Origin of the sequence: Gaetbulibacter sp. M235, assembly GCF_043876835.1 — a bacterium.
Lineage (GTDB): Bacteria > Bacteroidota > Bacteroidia > Flavobacteriales > Flavobacteriaceae > Yeosuana.
In genome coordinates, this window is sequence record NZ_JBAWJZ010000007.1 from 1 (window position 1) to 21,024 (window position 21,024).

Consider the following 21,024-nt stretch of genomic DNA (forward strand, 5'->3'; position numbering starts at 1 on the left):
ATTTCATTGGCAACATCCTTTGATGCCGCCCCAGAGTTCTCATAAACCACGGTTCCTATGTTCTCAAACCTCTTCTCAAATCCTGTCGCTTTGTCTATACTGCTCTTTAACATGTTTTCTACTTTTTTTATAAGTCCTTTTTTGAGTAATTAGTCTTAATTGTCCAACTTTTAATCTTATGCCCCCAAATAGAAAAAAAAAGAATAATGGTATAACAAGGAATCAAGATCCAGTAACTGTGCGTTGCAGAATTTGACAGAGCTTCTGCCTTATCAAAACCATTTGCTATTAGCTCATGTTTGCCCGCATCTACCATTCTTCCATACAGTGGTGGGATAATGGCACCGCCTGAAATGGCCATAATTAACAAGGCTGAGGCAGTTTTTGTAAACTTTCCTAATCCTTCTAAAGTTAGTGGCCAAACCGCAGGCCAAACTAAAGCGTTTGCTATCCCAAGAGAAGCTACTAATAAAACAGAAGTAAATCCAGTGGTTGACAAAATACAAATGCTAAAAATAATTCCTAGAGTTGCACTAATTTTCAATGCAGCTCCTTGTTTCAAATATTTTGGGATCAAAACAACACCTAAAGCATATGTGCATACCATTGACAAAAGAGTAAGCGTAGTAAAGAATTTTGCATCTGCTGCTGAAAAACCTAAAGAAATCCCGTATGCAATTATCGTATCCCCAGCTATTACTTCTGCTCCTACATAAACAAATAAGGTCAATACGCCCAACCATAGATGAGGAAATTGAAAGATACTTGTTTTAGCCGTTTTAGCATCTGTTGATTCTTTTACTTCTGCAGCTTCCACATGTGGTAATGGTGCTTTTCTAATCAGCATTCCAAGTATGAACAGTACCAAGGCCATAATCAAATATGGCAGAAATACACTATCTGCCATTTTGTCCAAAAGGATGCCTTTTTCTTCGACGGAGACGTTGCCCAGTTTTTCTTTAACTTCATCAATTCCTGATAACAGCAAAGTTCCAAAAATTAAGGAGCCAAGTGCCCCTGCTGTTTTGTTTGCTATTCCCATAATGGCTATTCGCTTTGCACCGCTTTCTATGGGTCCTAATATGGTGATATAAGGATTGGCTGCTGTTTGCAATAGTGTCATCCCAATTCCTTGAATAAAAATACCTGTTAAAAATACCCAGTAAGTTCTTGCCTCGGCAGCTGGTATAAAAACCAGTGCTCCCAGCCCCATGACGATTAGTCCTAAGGACATCCCTTTTCTGTAACCTATTTTATTTAAGATGTAAGAAGCGGGCAAGGCCATGACTACAAACGAAATATAGGATGCGGAGGCCACAAAATAAGATTGGGCATCGGTCAATTCATTTATGGTTTTCATAAAGGGAATCAAGGCTCCGTTTATCCAAGTGACAAACCCAAAAATAAAAAAGAGGCCTGCTATTATTATTATTGGAATTGTGTTTTTATTTGATTGTACCATTTATTTATATTATTTAAAGGTCTTATAGAAGTCATTCTACTAATTATGACTTAAAATTGAATTTTACAGTTAAAATTTATGGTTTCTAACAACATCCTCATTTACTAAGTTTACTTGAATATTATTTTTGCAAAAAAAAGCTGTTTAATAAATTTATAGGTCTTCGATTTTCTTTAAAAGGTTTGCCTTTGTTCTTTTTAATCAATTATATGTTCATTTATTAAATTAATAACTATTCTAAAGTTAAAAGCAATTGACTGTTTTATTTCTTTAAAATAATTGTAAAATATCTTAATTGGTTTAAGTCAGTACTTTTTAGTGTAATAAATTAATAGAAAAACGAACCTTTTTTGGAAAATACAAAACCCAAAAAGTAAGACAATTGTTTAATATTGGACAATTATTAATCCTTTATAAACATTATTATGAAAAAAATTACTTGCATCCTATTATTTACTATTTCGCTATTTAGCTTTGCTCAAGAACAACATATTTATACTTTCGATAATAGCGAGGAATCTTTTGTTGGAGAAGGTGGTACTGTAACTGCTAGTCCAACAGGACATGTAACTTTTACAAGTACAACTTCATCTTATGCCAGAATGGCTCAACTTCTTAAAAATGTTGATGCGAATACATATAAGTTTTTGCATATAAGAATTAAAAATTTGTCGGCAGACAATGATGTGTTGGCTCTTGCTGTAGGTCCAACAAGTTCAATTGTTGTAAACATACCAATATCTGTTAATGATGCAGATTATAAAGATTATACAGTAGAATTAACAAGTCCGAAATGGATAGGAACTATTACTCCTTTTAAATTTTTCCCAAAAAGTACAGCAAATGGAAATTTAAGCACAGCAGGTACTATAATTTATGATTATATAATTTTTAGTAGTAACGCAACTTTGGCCGTTAATGATGTAGAACAACATAAAAGTAAAATATACCCAAACCCTGCTAAGGATGTATTGAACATTAAAACGGTGAAAAATGATGTGAGAAAATTAGAATTATACAATCTGTTAGGTAAAAAAGTTGCTAGCAAGGTAAACTCAAATAATATTAATGTTCAAAATTTATCTAAAGGCATTTATTTAGTTCAAATAACTACTGATGGTGGTGTATTAACTTCTAAGTTTTTAAAAGACTAAGGTTGCTAGTTGTTTTTTAAAAAAATTGTATTCTTATATTATACCAAGAATATTGTCTTTATTCTAACAAGCATCGAAATTAATAGCATTTCTAAAATTCTTTTAAATATATATCAAACATATATTTAAAAGAATTTTTGAGTTCTTCAATGAATGAAAATTAGATTTAAAAATACTTAATCAACTTATTTGAATTCAATCATTCATTTATTAATATCTATATTTGTTAAAGAGTGTTTTTAATTAAAATAATTCTCAATTTATCAAAAATCCATGAAACATTTGCTTCCTCACATATTAAGCATCTTTTTTTTATCGTCTTTTTTTGTATTTAGCCAAAACGCTCATTTTATTAATTTGACTAGAGAAGATGGATTAGCAAGTAACTTTGTAAGAGTAATAGATCAAGATTCTTATGGTTATATGTGGTTTGGGACAGACAATGGATTAAATCGATATGACGGTATTAACATGGACCTTTATCGCAATAATAGACAAGATGCAAGTTCTTTATCTAATAATCATATTGTAGATATTTTGCATACATCTATTGGAAAACTAATTGTTTGTACTACAAATAGTGTAGATGTTTTCAATTATAAAACAGAAAAATTTGAACATTTAAATTTTATTGACAACCACATATTCAAAGGAATTATTGAAACCTTTGAAAACGAAATATGGGTACTTACAAGAAACAATGTGGTTAATATATTAAACGCTGATTTACAATTTATAAATAGCTTAGATTTATTGAGGTTAAGAAAAAACAGACCTTCATTTAAAAAAAATGTAAATGTTTTTAAGTACAATAAAAATAATTTGGTTCTCTATTATGAAGGTGATGGTTTTTATTTATTAAACTCGAAAACAAAAAAATTAAACTTTCTATGTAATGATATAATTCCCAATTCTATACATATTATTAAAATTTACCCTATTAGTAAATCAGAATTTTGGATTATGAGCTTATCTGGGGTATTTGTAGTCAAAAATGGAGTTATAACAAATAAATACGTTGAAGGAGATATAAAAACAAGTAAAAACTTAACAAGCAATTTTGTTTTAGACCTAAAAATAATGCCCAATAATGAGTATTGGCTATTTACAGATGGCGGTGGAATTAATATTTTTAACAGTATTACAAAGAAGTTTAGATATATTGTTAATGATTTAAACAATAATTACTCTTTAGCATCTAACTTTATCTACACAACATATATAGATAATAATTCATCACTATGGTTGGGAACAGTTAAAAATGGTGTTAGCCAGTTTGATAATGAGAATCCTTTTAGTACATACAAAGTAATAAAGACCGAAAATAATCAAAAGTTTGATGTCCCTGTAATTTCATTGTTTTTAGACTCAAAAAATCGAATTTGGGTTGGTTGTGATGGCAAAGGATTGTATAAGTTTGAAAATAATATTTTAGAACAAGTATTATATGATGAATCCATAAAAACAATATCAAGCATTAATCAAATAGAATCTGATATTTTAATATTAGGAACCTACAAAAATGGTCTAAGCACCTACAACGTTAAAGAACATAGATTAACACAACAGAAGTATATTAATAATCTATTAAATTTAGATACTAAGATAACTTTTATTGAAAAGGATGATAATTTTTTTTATATAGGAGGCAATAAAATTGTTCGATTTAATAGAAAAAATAACAGTCTATTTATAAATCCAGACATAAATTTTACTTCAAATAATTTACGTGCATTGTCATTTGAAAAATATTCCAACAATGCTTTTTATATAGGACATTCGACTGGTTTATTCAAATACTCGAATGACAAATTTGAAGTAACTTCAAATCTCCCAAAAAAAGTCAATAGCATATATAAATACAATGAAAATAACTATTGGTTGGCAACTAACAGCGGACTCGCTTTAATAGATATAAACAAAAAAAAAACGATTATTTATGGTTCCGAATCTGGCTTAAACAATGAAAATATAAATTCTATATTAGCTTACAACTTCAATAGTTTATGGTTGGGTACAAGTCAAGGAATTTCAAATTTCAATACCGAAACTAAAAAATTCACAAATTACACTTATAAAGATGGGTTCATTGATAATTCATTTAAATCGTTAAAATCTCTTAAACTAAATGATGGTCGTTTAGTTTTTGGAGGCGTAAAAGGACTATTAGTATTTCATCCAGATAGTATAAAAACGAAAACGAAAACAAACAAAGTAATATTTACTAAATTATTTATAAACAATAAAAACCTAGCATTAAATGGAAACAAAGTTTTAAATGCTCCGTTGGAGCAAACAAAACTAATTACCTTAAATCATAAAGATAAAGTCATCAAAATAAATTTTACATCATTTAATTTTAAATATGCAAAAAACATAAAATTCTCATATAAACTTGAAGGATATAACAATGAGTGGAGTATTACTAAAGAACGGTCTTTAACATACATGAATTTATCTCCAGGCACTTATACTTTAAAAGTAAAAGCTTCTAGTTTGTCTGGTTTGTGGGACGAATCGTATTCATCAATAACACTTAAAGTCTTACCTGCTTGGTGGCAAACAATTTGGTTTAAAATATTGGTTATTAGCTTTATAATTTTTATAATCTTTATAATCAATAAAACTATTTTAAATAAAGAACGTCTAAAAAGAGATTTTGAATTTGAAAAAAAGACATTAAAAGAACAAAATGAATTAGACGAGAAACAATTGGAGTTTTTTACCAATTTGTCTCACGAAATCCGTACACCTTTAAGCTTAATAATTAGCCCTGTTGAATCCATAATAAAAGAAACAACTAACTTAAATATTAAAAACAATTTATCTCTAATTCAAAAAAATGCTTTAAGAATTAATAGATTGATTAATAGAGGTGTTGATTTTAGAAAAACTCAATTTAAAGAGCCTGATATACAAATTGTACAGGAAGATATTATTAGCTTTCTTAAAGAATTGATAGGAAGTTTTAGTGATTTTTCAATGAGTAAACATATTGAACTTGAATTCATTAGCAATCGAGACTCCTTGCTTTTATGGTTTGACAAATACATGGTAGAAACCATTTTTTATAACCTTTTATCTAATGCATTTAAGTACAGTAATAAAAACGACAAAATTCTTTTAAAAATAAATTTAAAAGATGAGCATGTAAGCATTATTGTCCAAGATTTTGGGCAAGGTATTTTAAAAGAAGATATTCCTTATATTTTTGAACGTTTTTATCAATCTAAAAACCATATTGGAGGATATGGCATCGGTTTAGCCTTAACCCAAGAGTTTGTTAAAGCCCACAAAGGAAGCATTAAAGTAGATAGCGTTTTTGGAAAAGGAAGTACTTTTGAAGTTATTTTTCAATTAGGAAATAGTCATTTTGAAAAAAGTGATTTAGTTGAACTGAACAATAAAACGGAATATGTTCTTTCAGAAAATAAATTATCGGAACATAACGAAATACTGGATGTCAAGCTAAAAAATAAAACAATACTTGTAGTAGAAGACGAAACTACTTTAAGAGATTATTTATACACAAACCTTTCTAAAACATACATAGTAATAACTGCAGAAAATGGTTTAGAAGCTTTAGATATTATAAAAAATCAAAAAATACATTTAGTAGTTTCAGATATTGCAATGCCAATAATGAATGGTTTCGAATTTTGTAAAAAACTAAAAGAGAACGTAAAAACATGTGACGTACCTATCATTCTATTAACAGCAAAAACTCGTAATGAAGAAAAAGTTGAAGGTTATGAAACTGGAGCCGATGCTTATCTTGAAAAACCTTTCTCTTTAGATGTTTTAAAATCTAGAATAAATAATCTTTTACAAAGAAGAATTAGACTAAAAGACAAAATGGTTGATAATTTAGACATCACTATAGATTCTGAAACTATCAACACTTCAGACGAAAAATTCTACGAACAAACCTTAGCTATCATTGAAAAACATATTGACGACATAGACTTTAACATTACTACATTCTCAAAAGAATTAGGTATGAGTAAGTCTCTTATTTACAGCAAAATGTCTAAAATAACCAATATGAGTATTAATAATTTAATATTAACCATAAGGCTTAATAAAGCTTCTCAAATGCTTATATATACCAACAAACCAATAGTTGATATATCATTACTAGTTGGTTTTCAAAACGCCAAATATTTTAGCACTAGTTTTAAAAAGAGGTTTGGTACTACACCATCTAAATATAGAGACGAGAAAAGCAATTTAAATGAAATTTAAATTATGTAAAACATAAATCTTATTTAAACTTATCTTTTAAGTTTATTGTTTTATTATTGATAAGTGGTCTTGCACTAAAACCAATATAATATATATATAAAAGCAACACAAAATTGAGCAGCATACCAACTTTTAAAGAAGTAAAATCGCTAATAAAACCAATTAATAACTGTATAACAGCACCTCCTATAATTCCACTTACTAAAATTCCTGCAAAAGCACCATGTAGTTTATCGATAGAATTTAAACCAAGTGAAAATATAATAGGGTACATTACAGATAATAAAAATCCGCATGATTGAAATCCGTAAAGAGATACTTCAACAGAACCAAATAATGCAAATGAAAGACTTAATATTGACAATAATGTGAAAAGTTTTAATACTAACTTACTATCTAAAAATTTCAAAAGTATTAATCCAACTATACCACCAATAGTCATTAATCCCCAAAAATTAGCTACTACGCTAGCTCCAGTTGTTTCATAATCGAACTTATGATAAATTTGTAAAAATTTAGACATCCAATAAGAAATACCTTGTTCTACCCCTACGTAAGCAAAAAGGCCAAAGAAAAACAATTGAACTGTTCTGTTTTTAAAAAGTTGTAAATAGCTTTCTTTAGTACCTACTTTTTCGTTTTCGTCTAATGATACTTTAGGAAACTTTATCAGAAAAATTAATAAAATTAATACTAAACTTAAAAAAGCAAATATCCAATAGATAGATGTCCACGACATTCCAATTGAAGTTACACCTGATAATAAATCAATAATTGGATTTGTATTTTCGGCATTACCAATATTAGTTACTAACCAAGAATATACTAGTGGACTTACAAATGAAGCAACACCAAAGATTAGTTGTCCCATAACAGAAGTAAATGCATAATTTTCTTTTCCGCCAGATTCTCTTAAAAGTGGATTTATTACAACTTGTAAGATAGCCATACCAGTACCAATGGTAAATAATGAAAATAAGAATAAATTAAATGAAGGAATACAAACAAAAAGAACTGACCCAAATAAAGCTAATGCAAAACCAATAATCATCATTACTTTCTCACCGTATTTTTCAGTCATGAAACCAGCAGGTATAGACATAACACCGTAGGTAATAAAAAAAGAGAAGGCAAAAACCCAGCCATAGTTTCGCTTAAACTATAACTTGACGAAACACTTGGGTTTAGTGCACCAAGTATGTTTGTTAAAAATGAAATAACAAAAAATGCTAATAATATCAATACTACTAAAATATAATTCTTTTTCATTTTAAAACATCTTGTTTATCAATCATTTACAACAAAAAATTATTTTAAATATTGGCATTCCAACCATTATAAACAAATTTTGTTTCCTTATTACTAAGATGTTTTTTCTTAATTTTAGCTTTGTAAGCTCTTGTTTCACCTGGTAATATGGATATATAATTATCTGACCATACAACAGGTAATATAGATAGACCAGTTTCTGTATCTACTATTTTAAGCTCAATAAAAAAAGCTATTTTATCTGATGGATTATCTAAGGTAACTTCAAAATTTGTAAATTCTTCGCTTTCAGTTTTAATCACTTCATAACTTAATTTTACTTTTTGAAGATTTTCAAGCTGTGTAAAATCTGAATAATGTTTTGATGGTGTATGGTAATTCCATTTTGGCACTTTGGCTTCATAATCCAAAACATCTTCTTTTTTGCTTAGCCAATAAAAATTATTATCAATTTCTTCATCTTTGGTGTTTAACACTTTCAGACTTAAAAAATAGGTATCTGTTAAATCTGCTATTTCCTGCAGTTTAAAAAGGGTATTCGAGGAATTTGATTCAGCATTTGTGTTTAACTTTTTCTCAAATATCACTTTTGAATTTATATCTAAAACTTTAATTTCAAGTTTTAGTTCATTTTCATCTTCAAGTTTATCGTTTACCAAATAAATAGATTCATTATTGTAATTGTATAACGCATGTATAGGCATTCCTGCTTTTTTAGTAGCATAATATGCGCCATTTGGCATTAAATAGCTATCGTAAAGTTGCCAATACATTTCTGGCCATGCGGAATTCAACATCCATTGAATAACGCCAGTAGCATCATATCGATTTGCTGAAAAAGCTTCAAACATTGGGCGCATTAGTTCGTAATTTAACAATTGTGCTTTAAAAGTATAATCTTCTACGTTGTTTGCTTTACCGTATCTGTTATTTAATGCTTCTGTAAACCTTTCAAGGGTATTAAATGCGTTTCTTCCACAATGATAATCCCAAACGTCGTTTATAGGCCATAAATCTTTTTCTGGAATCATTTTTTTAATACTTTCTAAAGGTGGTACTTGAGCTCCTGGTCCTGTTTCTGTGTTAAAACCAAAAGCGCCTCCATAAATGGTATCTTTGAACCAATACACTGGCGGTACATAAGCATAAGGACCTCGCATCTTAACGCCACTTGGACCCGCTAAAGAAGTCCATTCTTTTGCAGAAGAAAGATAAATTCTCGTAGAATCATATTCTTTAAATATTTTAAAATATTCTTTTTCTAGTGCTGGTGTAGGTTTACAATCACTACCTGCCATCCAAGTAAAAATAGATGGATGGTTCCTTAACCAAACAACTTGATCTCTCCAAGCGGCAGACATTAATTCTATATCTTCTGGAGATTGGATACCTCCATAAACTTCGTCAACTGGTTTTCCTAAATAACTTTCCCATTCCCATTGGCAACTCCAACCAACCATAACAAGAATACCCATTTTATCACATTTTTCGTATATAGTATGATTTTTACCCCAAAAACCTTCTAGCCTGATGGTATTCAGGTTCATATCTGTTACATATTCTAATTGCGATTGAATGTAATCATCAGTGTCATCAAGCATTATATTATCTACCCAACCCCCACCTCGTATTGAAATTTTCTTTCCGTTTATCTTAAAACCTCGATGACCATCTTCGGTAAAAAAATCCGAAACTTCTCTAATCCCAAAATCGAAAATCTTTTTATCTACAAGCTTATTATTAGCTAGAAATTCCACTTTTGCATTGTATAATTCTGGTTTTCCAATAGTATGAGGCCACCATAGTTTTGGGTTTGAAATTTGAAGTTGTTTAAAATTTTTTGTGGATAAAACTATTTTCTTATTTTCTCCCTTTTTTAAACTGACATTTTTATTTATTGTAATGTTACCTATTTCTATTTTTAAAACACCATTAATATCTTTTCCATAGTTTTGAAGATTTGTTGAAAATATTAAATCCGTCATTTTATAATTTTCGTTTTTAAAAGAAGACTCTACATATGGGTTTTCTATACCTACACCATTATTTGTAATTATGTTTACATTTCTAAAAATACCCATATTATTATCAGGTGGTTCTGGATTCCAATCTACAAATCCTAAAGTAAAGTCGCCTGGTTTTGGTGGAAAAACCTCAATAGCCAATACATTTTTACTTTTCTTTAAATACTTGTCTATTGGTAATTTAAATTGTCTGAATGAATTTATAATTTCTTTTCTATTGGCTATTTGTTTACCATTTAACCAAATATTAGCGCTATAGTTTATACCCTCAAGTTCTAACAAATGGGTTTGGTTTAAGTTTTCTATATCAAAAGTGGTCCTGTACCACCAAGATGCTTTAAAAATGTCTTTACTTATTTTAGCAAGGTTCTTTCCTAAATAGATATCCTTATAAATTCTATTTTTCACAAGTGCATTAAAAACTGTTGAAGGCACTTCGGTTTCAATCCAAGAGCTGTCATCATACAAAGCGGTATGAATATTATTTTCGTCAATTTTTATGCTACTCTGTATTTTCCAATTTTTTAAAACTTTACACGAAATATTATTTTGAGAATACGAAACAGCAATAAAAGTAATTGCTATTAAAAAGGATATTTTTCTTTTCATTAATATATTAAAATCTTTATTTCTAACAAAAAAAGGCTCTTTAACAGACTTTAAGGTTTTGTATTCTCTTAAAAAGGTTCGTGTTTGTACTTTTTAAACTTATACAGGCTTATCTTTTAAATTGATTTTTTTTTAATATGTAGGGTTCTGTCGGTTCTGTCGCGTTTGTGAAATTATGATCTGAAAATTCATGCTTAGCAAGACTTCATGCCGCCAAGCTATAAAATGCCTTATAGACAGATAAACACTTGCTGTCCATCTGTTCTTTCTTTATCATATGCACCATCTCTGTTCCCGCTATACTTCGCCTGGCACTCTCAAAGTCCCTGTAACCCTGTCCTACACGCCTCTTTATAAACCTATGGTCCTGTTCAACTATGTTGTTCAAATACTTGCACTGCCGTATCCGTATCTTAACAAAAGAACGTCTTCTATAAACCTTAATGGCCCCTTTGTTAGAACCACTTTTGTCAATGTTTATCAGTTTGGGACGATCATTGTTGCTTATGGCCTTGATCAAAAAGGATTGTGCAGACATACGCTGCCTCCTCTTGGTCAATAGAAAGTCAATCGTGTTTCCCTCTTTATCTACAGCTCTGTACAAATACCTCCACTCCCCTTTTACTTTAATGTATGTCTCATCCATCCTCCAGCGCTTTCCACCTTATGCTTTCTCCTTCTGAATGAAGCCTCCAATTGTGGGCTGAATTTATAGACCCACCTATGAATGGTTGCATGGTCTACTTTCACTCCTCGTATGGCCATCAACTCCTCAATCTCTCTATAGCTCAATCCAAACCTGAACTTGAAATAGATAGCTTGCATAATAACTGACTTGGGAAAAGTGTGCCTTTGAACATTGTTTTTGTTTTAAAAATACAACATTCCTTTTTTTATTAATTTAGATGCGACAGAACCGCAATCTATTATGTTGTTCTATTTTGATAATAAAGGAAAAAATAAAAAAAAGAGGCTGAGAAATAATCAGCCCCTTTTTTTAATCTAACTCAAATTTTTTACTTTTTATTTAGCAAACCATAATTTAGTTGCTTGCACATCTGCCCCTTGAGCAGAAACTGCAGCTGAATAATTAGGGTTGGCTTGAGCTCCACTACCATATCGTAGTCTTTGTGGATATGCTCCATTTAAATTTCCTAACGCAAAAATTGTAGGATTGGAAACCCCTGCATATAATTCTGAAGGGTATCCTGTATCTCTAACCACTGCCCAAGCTTCAAAACCATCAGTATAATCAGCTAACCATCTTTGTAATGCTATCTTTTCTAATTTTTCATCCACGGTACCAGTTGAAATATCAGCCATAGACTCATTAGCAATATAAGAATCTGCATCACCCGTTGAAACCTTCCATAATTTCATTGCCTCTTTGATCCCTGTAGCAAACAATGACTGTGCATCACCAGATTCAATTCCTCTTACCACAGCTTCAGCTTGTAAAAAATAAGACTCTGCACTAGAAAGAATAATTTCTGGATACGCATCAACTTGAGTACCTCTTTTATGGGTAACCATTTCACTTGGAATACTAAACATGTCATACCTAACAAAATCATAAGTATCTCCATTTATTCGTGAAGGCTGACCAATATATTGACCAGATGGAACTTCGATAGTTGTATCAACTCCAGATACTGTAGTAGTATAAGTTGCATTGGCATTGTCAAGAGCGGCAATAACAAAATTTAATCGTTCTTGAAAATTCGCATCTCCATCATCTGTAAAAACAAATGTTCCTCCTGGTGCTGGTAGTGCATAAGCTGACAATCTTGGGTCATTGTTGTCTCTAAGCAAGTTTATAAGCATAGCTCCCATGGTCCATGACGCACCACCACCAACACCAAAGTCATGCCAGATATCTCCATATGAAGCCGAAGCCCACTCACTAATTACGAAATCCTTCTTCATTACTACACTACCTGTTGCTTCATCAAGAAGAGGTTGTGACATTGCAGAAGTAATTGCATTACTTGCAAAGTCATCACCAGACGCTCCTAATGCACGCATACCTATTCTTAATTTCAAGGTATTTGCTAATCTTTTCCACTTTTGCAAATCACCTCCACAATAAATATCATTTGGACCAGCATCTTCAACTCCTATACCGGTTCTTTCAGTAGATCCTATAATTGACATGGCATTATCTAAATCTGCAATGATACCCTTATATATATCTTTTTGAGCATCATATTTTGGTGTTAATATACCATCTACCCCAGCTTCGCTAAAAGGAACCATCCCAAAAGTTTCTGTATATACTTGATAATACAGCCCTTTAATTATTAATGACATGGCATAATAGTACTGGTTTTCAAACTCTCCTCCTTCTTTGGTTAAATCTGCAAAACCTTTAACCTTGCCAAAATATCCAGCTAACCAATCATAAGACGCATCGGTATATCCGGCGCTGTAATCGTATCCTAGACCATCACTCCACCATGAATGATTGTGCCCAAAGGTGAAATGTCCTGCGTATCTGTCTGAATGTATTAAATGTGCTCTCCAATATTCATAACGACTAGGAGCGTAAAGACCAACTTGTGTGCTCGTTAAAAAGTATTTTGCACTTACTTCATCTGCCGTAAACCCACTATTATTTGTGTTTATTTCATCGAAGTCTTTTGTACATGATATAATCATTAATAGTAATAATGTGTATATCGAAAATTTAAAATATTTCATAGTTACAATTTTTTTAAAAGTTAACATTTAAACTAAGTCCGTAACTTTTTGTTGTTGGCAAAGCATAAAACAATACCCCTTGACTAAAGTTATTTGTTGAGTAAGATGACTCTGGATCAAAGTTATCTGTCTTCTTCCATAGGAAAAATAAATTTCTTCCGGTTAAACTTAAAGAAACGTTTTGAACAAATGTTTTTTCAAGTAGTTTCTTAGGAAAACTATATGTCAAACTTAATTCTCTTAATCTTGCATTTGATTGATCATATACATATTCAGATCCTATTCCACTAACAGCTCCCCAGTAATCTTGGGCACTAATACTTGTGGTATTAGGAGTTCCATCTGAATGAACACCATCTACAACGACACCACCTTCTCTAAACTGTAATGATCGTTTAGAAACTCCTGATGCATCTAAAGCAGCATCAGTTCCTGAATACACATCTCCACCTATTCTGAAATCAACTAAAAAGTTTAAGGTGAAATTCTTATAATTAAAGGTATTTGTAATTCCTCCTGTATAATCTGGCTGATAATTTCCAAACTTCTCGCGTTCTGAAGTTGCTTGAGGTCTTCCTTCATCTGTTACAATTAGTTGACCTTGATCATTACGTAACCATGTTGTAGTATAGATATCTCCATAACCACCACCAACTTGAGCTCTCACATCTACTACACCACCATTGCTAGTACTAAAAGTAAAATTATCCTGTCCTTCAATTAAGCTTTCCAGTTTATTGTCATTTTTAGATATGTTGGCAGAAATATCCCATGAAAAATTTTCGTTTTGAATTGGTTTTCCTCCTACAAGTAATTCAAATCCTTTATTGGTCAATTTTCCAATATTTTCTCTAAAATAACTGTATCCTGTTCCTGGATCTACTGGAACATCAAATATTAAGTTTTTTGTTGTAATTGAATAATAAGAAAAATCTGCATACAATCTGTTTTTAAAAGCTCTCGCTTCCAATCCAACTTCTGTAGATCTAATATCCTCTGGCTTTAAACTTTCACTAAATTTAATACTTGGTCTATTTACCTGGGTATTACCAAGGTAACCATCACTCGCAACAGTAAATAAATTTACAATTTGTTGTGGGTCTGTATCATTACCAACATTGGCAGTACTTGCTCTTAATTTAAGGAAATCAATATCTGTACCTTGTAAATCAAACATTTTATGTAACAAGAAACTTAAACTTGCAGAACTGTAGAAGTACGATCTGTTTTCTGCTGCTAATGCTGAAGACCAGTCGTTTCTTGCAGTTAAATCTAAATAAACCATATCCATATACGATAATGACCCTTGACCATAAACCGAATTAACTTTCTTTTCAATTAAATCTGATTGAGTTGCAACAACTGTATTGCCATCGGCATTATCTAAGAAATATTTTCCAGGAATTTTAAAATTCTTTCCAAACGATCCTGAATTAATCCTAGTAGAATGCAACATATTACCACCTGCATTTAAAGACAAATTGAACTTATCACTCAAATCTTTATTGAACATTAATAAGAAATCGTAGTTGGTTTCTGTGATGTCATTTTGTCCAAAACGAATATCTCCACCAGGATAAAAATGGTGCCCAACCGCATGAATACTTTTAGTATCTTGACTAACAGCATCTCTACCTACTCTAATAAAAGCAGATAACCAATCAGTAAATTCGTAGGTTGCTTTTGCAAACCCAGTAATTCTAGTTCTTTGATCTTCATTGGAATCATTATATAAAATCCAATAAGGATTTCCTGTACCTGTTCGAGGTGAAATAACTTTATAAGGGTTATTTGGATCAATTGGGTTTGCTAAATTTTGATAGGCCTTAAGGTCGGATAAACTTACGTTTCTAGGAAGTCCCCATAGGTAAGCCGCCAAACCTTCTGTTCCTTGTTCCGGTCTGTTTTTAGCACTTTGAAGGAAATAGGTAACCTTAGCATCAAACGATAATTTATCTGACAGCTTGGTAAACCCTCTTAAGTTAAAGTTGTTTCTTTTTAATCCTGAATTTGGCAGAATGGATTGTATATCAGAATTTGTATAAGAAAAAAATACTGAAGAATTTTCATTACTATTACTAATAGAAACTGTGTTTACAAAACTGACTCCTGTTTCAAAGAAATCTTTAACATTATTAGACTGAGCTACATATGGTCTCATTTGCCCATTAAACTCTAACTGAGAAGAACCATCAAATTTTGGTCCCCATGACCCCGTATTGGTAACGGCTGTAACTTGTGTAACCAATGGATCTGTAGGAACAATATTTGGAAAACCTCCGTCCGTTCCGCGTCCATATTCGTTTTGATACTCTGGTAAAACCAATGGAGAATCAAAAACTGCACTAGAGTTAAACGACACTCCTAAGCCTTTATTTAATTTTCCTTTTTTGGTTGTAATAAGAACAACACCATTTGCTGCTCTAGAACCATATAAGGCAGCAGCGTTAGGGCCTTTTAAGATAGACATGGATTCAATGTCGTCAGAATTTATATCCGAAATACCAGTTCCTAAATCTCTAACTGTATACTCTCCAGATCCTGCATTAGACACCCCTGAATTATCTACCGGAACACCATCAATAACATAAAGCGGCTGGTTGTTTCCTGTTAAAGAACCATTACCCCTAATTACAACGCGGGTTCCTCCACCAGCACCAGAAGTAGATTTTGAAACTACAACTCCAGCTACTTTACCAGCCAAAGAACTAATCACGTTAGTTTCTTTAGCTAATGATACCGAAGAGCCCTCTATTGTGGACACGGCATATCCTAAAGATTTTTTTTCACGACTTATTCCCAATGCAGTTACGACAATTTCATCTAATTGACTTGCATCTTCAACTAGCGTTACTATAATATTGGTTTGATTGTTAACAGCAACTTCTTTTGATGTATAACCAATATAAGAAAACACCAATATTGCAGATTGATCAGAAACCTCTATACTAAAGTTGCCATCAAAATCTGACGACACTCCATTGGAAGTTCCTTTTACAATGATATTAGCCCCTGCTAGGGGGATTCCACTATTACTATCTGTAACAGTTCCTGTTACTGTAGTTTGAGCTTTCGCATTCTGAAATGCAAACAAACAAAATACAAACAGCAGTTTTAGTACTTTTTGAATCATAATTAAGTTTTTGAGTTAATACTTTGAGTTAATAATATTGAGTTAATAATATTGAGTTAATAATATGTTAAATCTAAAAATCTAAAACGTTATAGTTAATTTATTTCGACCAATAACATTTCTGAATCGCTATAGGAGAAATTCTAACAAATAAGAATGTAATTAAAAAAGGTGAAATGCTAAAAAAATGAGATACCTCCTTGTATGACTCATTATTTTGATTGTTTGCTGTTTCTAGAAAACATTAAAATCAATTATCTTTTTTCAAATGATCAGACAATGTTTTTAATAGGTCGCCATTATCACCACTGAACTGCCAAAACATAACCCCTCCTAATTTTTCTTTTTTCACAAAATCAACTTTGTATTGCATTGATTTTGTGTTTCCATAGGTTATGAACAATGAATCTTTATCTCTCCATATGTAGGGAGCTTTAGCACTGTCATCCCAATAAGGTGTAAATACCTTACTGTTTATACTATCTGCAATAGCTTTATACCCATAACCTCCTGTTTGACCTTTTGCCAATTGATATAAACCATGATTTTTTGGGTTGACACCTTTCCAATATCTTCCATAAAACGGTACTCCCAATACTATTTTACGGGAAGGAATTCCAGCAAGTATATGTTCCTGCACTGAATTTCGACTGCTTTTTTTAAATGTTTCTGAATCAAACCTTGACTCTTCAAGATTGGAATGATGCCCTGTCCCGTTAGAACCTCCAGTCACAAAATCATATGTCATTATATTGATATAATCAAGATATTTTTGTGCTTTTCTCATATCGGTATGATCCAAATAACTTTGGTTAGCACCTGTTGCAACAGTCAACAAATACGTTTTCTTTCCACTTGCCAATGAATCCAGTTTTTTTCTCAGCAGTTGTAAAATTGCCGTAAAATTTTCTTTATCCTCTGGTCTAAAACGATTGTTATCTCCTATTTGTCCTGGATATTCCCAATCTAAATCCACGCCATCTATTTTGTGTTTAATCACAAAATTTATGGCACTATTGGCAAACTTTTGCCTAGAGTTTTTGTTTAAAACGGCATCAGAAAAATTTTTGGACCAACTCCAACCTCCTACAGAAATTAAAATTTTCAAATTTTTGTTGGTAAGCTTCAATTGATTTAATTTTTGTAGTGCTTCTGCATCATTTTCATTTCCTTCAATAACTTTTCCATCCTTGATATTAGCAAAAGCATAGTTGATATGCGTGACTTGGTTTGCTTTTTCATTATTCTCTCCCCAACTGTCCTGCCTTCCATGAACATAAGCAACTATTTTATAGTTCTCTGTCTTTCCTTTTATTACTGATTTTTTATTCATACAAGCTATTAAAAACATTGCTGAAAAGAATGCTGAAAATAAATATTTACTATTCATACTAATTAAACTAACTATAAATAAATGAACTATTGCTTTATATACATTAATATGTTAATGACAATAGCTCTTTATTTTCATTGAACAATTTTATGATTAATTCACCAAATAATGTATTTGCCCATGCAAACCAATCTCTAGAATATTCTTTTGGATTGTCTTTATCAAAACCTTCATGCATAAAACCTGTTCCTGCATGGGTAGTCTTTAACATTTTTAAGCATCGAACAATTTCATTTTCATCAGTACTTGTCATGGCTCTTAAAATGATGCCCATAGGCCAAATTTTATTTTTACCTGTATGCGGACTTCCTTGACCTTCGGTAAATGACCCTTTTAAAAAATAGGGATTATTATCACTTAATAAAAATCGGCGAGTATTTTTATAAATTTCATCTGCTGGCTTATGAGCTCCCAAATATGCCAAAGACATTAACGAAGGCACATTAGCATCATCCATAAATAATTTATTACCATAACCATCTATCTCGTAAGCATAAATTTTACCAAAGTTTAAATGTTCTGAAACTGCAAATTCACTGATGGCATCATCAACCTCATCAGCCATTTGGGAGCATGCAGTTGCAAACTCATTGTTATTAAATACCCTTCTATAAATAGTTTCTAACTGTCTTAAAGACAATACAGCAAAAATATTTGAAGGAATTAAATAGGGATATAATGTTGAATCGTCTGAAGGACGAAACATGGAACAAATAAGTCCGTTTTGTTTTACAGGTCTTCCCGTTCCACCAAATGGCGGTGAATCTATTACCGAAGTAGTTTCCCTACTAAACACATACTTAGACTCATTATGTTTGCGTTGCTCTGTTTTAAAGGTTTTAACAATCAATCGCATAGCTTTGTCAAAATCATCATCAAAAATGGAAGTGTCTTTTGTTATTTGATAATATTCATTAGCCAATCGAATTACGTAACATAAAGAATCTATCTCCCACTTACGTTCGTGAACTCCTGGCAACATAAGGGTTTGATCGCTTTTCCATTCTGATATTTTAGTTTTATCTTTATAAAATGCATTGGCATACGGATCTAACAACACACATTTTATCTGTCTGTTAATTAATCCTTGTATAAGCTTTTTAAGTTTTTCGTCCTCATTAATTAAAGGCATATATGGCCAAAATTGAGCAGTAGAATCTCGTAGCCACATAGCATCGATATCTCCTGTTATCACAAAAGTATCTGGTTTGCCATCAATCATTTCAAAATCAATGGTTGTATCCAATGTATTTGGATAACAATTTTCAAAAAGCCAAGCAATTTCTTCATCTTTAATAAAGGTCTTCACCTTCTTAATTGTTTGTTCTACTGCCTCACTTACAAATTTTCTATCTGCTAACTTTGGTCGCTTACTCACAAATTTATTTTGTGAAGCCCTTATTATATTTTGAGGCATCACCAATGTTCCTGCTGTAAACAATGAACTTTGAGCAATAAAATTTCGTCTTTTCATCTGTTTAAATCTATTTGTTTTTCAATGGCCAGATGGAGGGCCTTTTTAAACATTTCGGTTGTTTTGCAAGATTTATTAATGGCATATTATATAAAACTAATTGATAACCTTAAAATTTATTTTTTGTAAATCCGTTGAATTACCTCCAACCATCACTTCAAAATCACCAGGTTCTACAACGTGTTCCATATCACTATTCCAAAAAAGCGTTCCTCTACTGGCAATTTTGAATTTTGATAAGGATAAGTTATATTTTGGGCATTAACTTCAAAATATAATAACATAAATATTGTTAAAAAAAATAATAACTCATTCATTTTCTATACTTTCAACTTATTGTTCATTTAAATTTGATGGATGAAAATTACTCTTCATAAGTTATGTACGCTGAAACCAACCAATGATTTAGCTTGTCTTCTGTAGCCAACGTTGCTGGAATACTAATTTTTAATATGTGTTCACCTTCTTTTAAATCACCCAACTCGACGACAAATGGTTTGACTAAAGACCCTGGACACCAGTTAGATCTGGACAAGTCTGATGATGCAATGCGTTCTTCAATTTCTTTTGTCTTATAAGAATGTGTTTCAAAATCTATATAGGAAGCTGTATCTTTTTTTAGCCAAACTCCAGATGTTGGATTAAATCGCCTAAAAGAAGCACAATCGTCACGCCACGGTATGGTGTCTAAAACAAGTTTATTATCAATTGAAATACTGTTCTTTATTTTAATGAACTCATCACCTCCTTCATGTCCACCATGCCCGGTTGTTGTATAGTACAGTTTCACATTTTTTATAGCTTTATCCAATTTAAAATGTTGTTCTAAAGGTGCTACTGCAAAAAAGTCAGGTAATGATTGGCCATCAACATAACTTACTGTATTTACCAATGATTTGACCATAACTGTTCTTCTTGGTCTATTGGAATAAACAAGACTTAAATCAATATTATAACCCTCTTTAGTCCAAGAATCTATCCACACCCCAATATAAAAAGTATTACTCACTAAAACTGATAATTGTGAAATATCCAATTCCCAAACAACTTCTTTTTCCCATTTAGGAATATAGACAGGTTTGCGGTGTTTTCCTTCTTCATTACTGTAAAATCCAACTCCGAAAGGTGTCATGAAACGCAATAATTCCACGACAGGATTATAACTATCAGTTGCTTTTACTCCTCCAAATTTGTCATTTAAAGTTGATGATACTGGAAATGCTTTTTCTCCTGTTGAAACATCTAAAATGGATATTTTACTAGTGTCTGAAACAACGAAACAAGACCCAGATTTATCCCATCTATCTCCGTTTGAGCGCAGAGAAAGTTTAATTTTAACATCAGTCCCAAAAGGAAAGTTTGGAACCGTGACCTTTTTAAAAACAATTCGTCCGTTTTGCAAACGAGTGGTTTCTTGGTCATTTCCTGAATCGCCACCAAAATTTATTGGTTGGTTTTTAAAAATATGGTAGTTTAACTCGTCTTGTGCTATACTTTTAAAACAAAAACATAGCATTAAGCTTAGTATTAAATATTTCGCTTTCATTGAATGAATTTCTTA

Annotated in this window: 9 protein-coding genes and 2 pseudogenes; 2 read left to right on the plus strand and 9 right to left on the minus strand. The window is 31.4% G+C overall.

The window, feature by feature from the left end:
* Positions 1 to 127: 127 nt before the first annotated feature.
* On the minus strand, positions 128 to 1,462 hold the full coding sequence (locus V8G69_RS11850) for a sugar MFS transporter (RefSeq protein ID WP_394882164.1): 1,335 nt from the start codon (positions 1,460 to 1,462) through the stop codon (positions 128 to 130).
* A gap of 425 nt (positions 1,463 to 1,887) precedes the next feature.
* On the opposite strand from V8G69_RS11850, the gene V8G69_RS11855 reads away from it, so the two are divergent.
* The gene (locus V8G69_RS11855) at positions 1,888 to 2,616 is read left to right on the plus strand and encodes a T9SS type A sorting domain-containing protein (protein WP_394882165.1); all 729 of its coding nucleotides are present in this window, start codon (positions 1,888 to 1,890) and stop codon (positions 2,614 to 2,616) included.
* 273 nt (positions 2,617 to 2,889) lie between these two features.
* Positions 2,890 to 6,861 (plus strand): response regulator, encoded by a 3,972-nt coding sequence (locus tag V8G69_RS11860; protein ID WP_394882166.1) that lies wholly within the window; start codon positions 2,890 to 2,892, stop codon positions 6,859 to 6,861.
* A 19-nt stretch (positions 6,862 to 6,880) separates the two neighbouring features.
* Here V8G69_RS11860 and V8G69_RS11865 read toward each other — a convergent pair.
* From V8G69_RS11865 to V8G69_RS11900, 8 genes and pseudogenes are all read right to left on the minus strand, one after another.
* Positions 6,881 to 7,996, minus strand: a pseudogene (locus V8G69_RS11865) (MFS transporter); the annotation flags it as partial.
* A gap of 178 nt (positions 7,997 to 8,174) precedes the next feature.
* Entirely contained in the window at positions 8,175 to 10,763 is a 2,589-nt protein-coding gene (locus V8G69_RS11870; RefSeq protein ID WP_394882167.1) for a glycosyl hydrolase 2 galactose-binding domain-containing protein, read from the minus strand.
* A gap of 205 nt (positions 10,764 to 10,968) precedes the next feature.
* A pseudogene (locus V8G69_RS11875) lies at positions 10,969 to 11,588 on the minus strand (IS6 family transposase).
* 198 nt (positions 11,589 to 11,786) lie between these two features.
* The gene (locus tag V8G69_RS11880; RefSeq protein ID WP_394882168.1) at positions 11,787 to 13,463 is read right to left on the minus strand and encodes a SusD/RagB family nutrient-binding outer membrane lipoprotein; all 1,677 of its coding nucleotides are present in this window, start codon (positions 13,461 to 13,463) and stop codon (positions 11,787 to 11,789) included.
* Positions 13,464 to 13,476: 13 nt separating this feature from the next.
* Entirely contained in the window at positions 13,477 to 16,596 is a 3,120-nt protein-coding gene (locus tag V8G69_RS11885; protein WP_394882170.1) for a SusC/RagA family TonB-linked outer membrane protein, read from the minus strand.
* Between the two features lie 250 nt (positions 16,597 to 16,846).
* The gene (locus tag V8G69_RS11890) at positions 16,847 to 17,929 is read right to left on the minus strand and encodes a glycoside hydrolase family 18 protein (protein WP_394882171.1); all 1,083 of its coding nucleotides are present in this window, start codon (positions 17,927 to 17,929) and stop codon (positions 16,847 to 16,849) included.
* A 103-nt stretch (positions 17,930 to 18,032) separates the two neighbouring features.
* Positions 18,033 to 19,463 carry a glycoside hydrolase family 125 protein gene (locus V8G69_RS11895; RefSeq protein ID WP_394882172.1) on the minus strand — a complete coding sequence of 477 codons (1,431 nt, stop codon included), beginning with the start codon at positions 19,461 to 19,463 and terminating at the stop codon, positions 18,033 to 18,035.
* 364 nt (positions 19,464 to 19,827) lie between these two features.
* Positions 19,828 to 21,009 (minus strand): PNGase F N-terminal domain-containing protein, encoded by a 1,182-nt coding sequence (locus V8G69_RS11900; protein ID WP_394882173.1) that lies wholly within the window; start codon positions 21,007 to 21,009, stop codon positions 19,828 to 19,830.
* Positions 21,010 to 21,024: the final 15 nt, after the last annotated feature.

Bases quoted from the DNA above. Each gene is read 5' to 3' on its own strand.
- V8G69_RS11895 (WP_394882172.1), bottom strand. From the start codon at position 19,463: ATGAAAAGACGAAATTTTATTGCTCAAAGTTCATTGTTTACAGCAGGA.
- V8G69_RS11880 (WP_394882168.1), bottom strand. From the start codon at position 13,463: ATGAAATATTTTAAATTTTCGATATACACATTATTACTATTAATGATT.
- V8G69_RS11870 (WP_394882167.1), bottom strand. From the start codon at position 10,763: ATGAAAAGAAAAATATCCTTTTTAATAGCAATTACTTTTATTGCTGTT.
- V8G69_RS11855 (WP_394882165.1), top strand. From the start codon at position 1,888: ATGAAAAAAATTACTTGCATCCTATTATTTACTATTTCGCTATTTAGC.
- V8G69_RS11850 (WP_394882164.1), bottom strand. From the start codon at position 1,462: ATGGTACAATCAAATAAAAACACAATTCCAATAATAATAATAGCAGGC.
- V8G69_RS11890 (WP_394882171.1), bottom strand. From the start codon at position 17,929: ATGAATAAAAAATCAGTAATAAAAGGAAAGACAGAGAACTATAAAATA.
- V8G69_RS11860 (WP_394882166.1), top strand. From the start codon at position 2,890: ATGAAACATTTGCTTCCTCACATATTAAGCATCTTTTTTTTATCGTCT.
- V8G69_RS11885 (WP_394882170.1), bottom strand. From the start codon at position 16,596: ATGATTCAAAAAGTACTAAAACTGCTGTTTGTATTTTGTTTGTTTGCA.
- V8G69_RS11900 (WP_394882173.1), bottom strand. From the start codon at position 21,009: ATGAAAGCGAAATATTTAATACTAAGCTTAATGCTATGTTTTTGTTTT.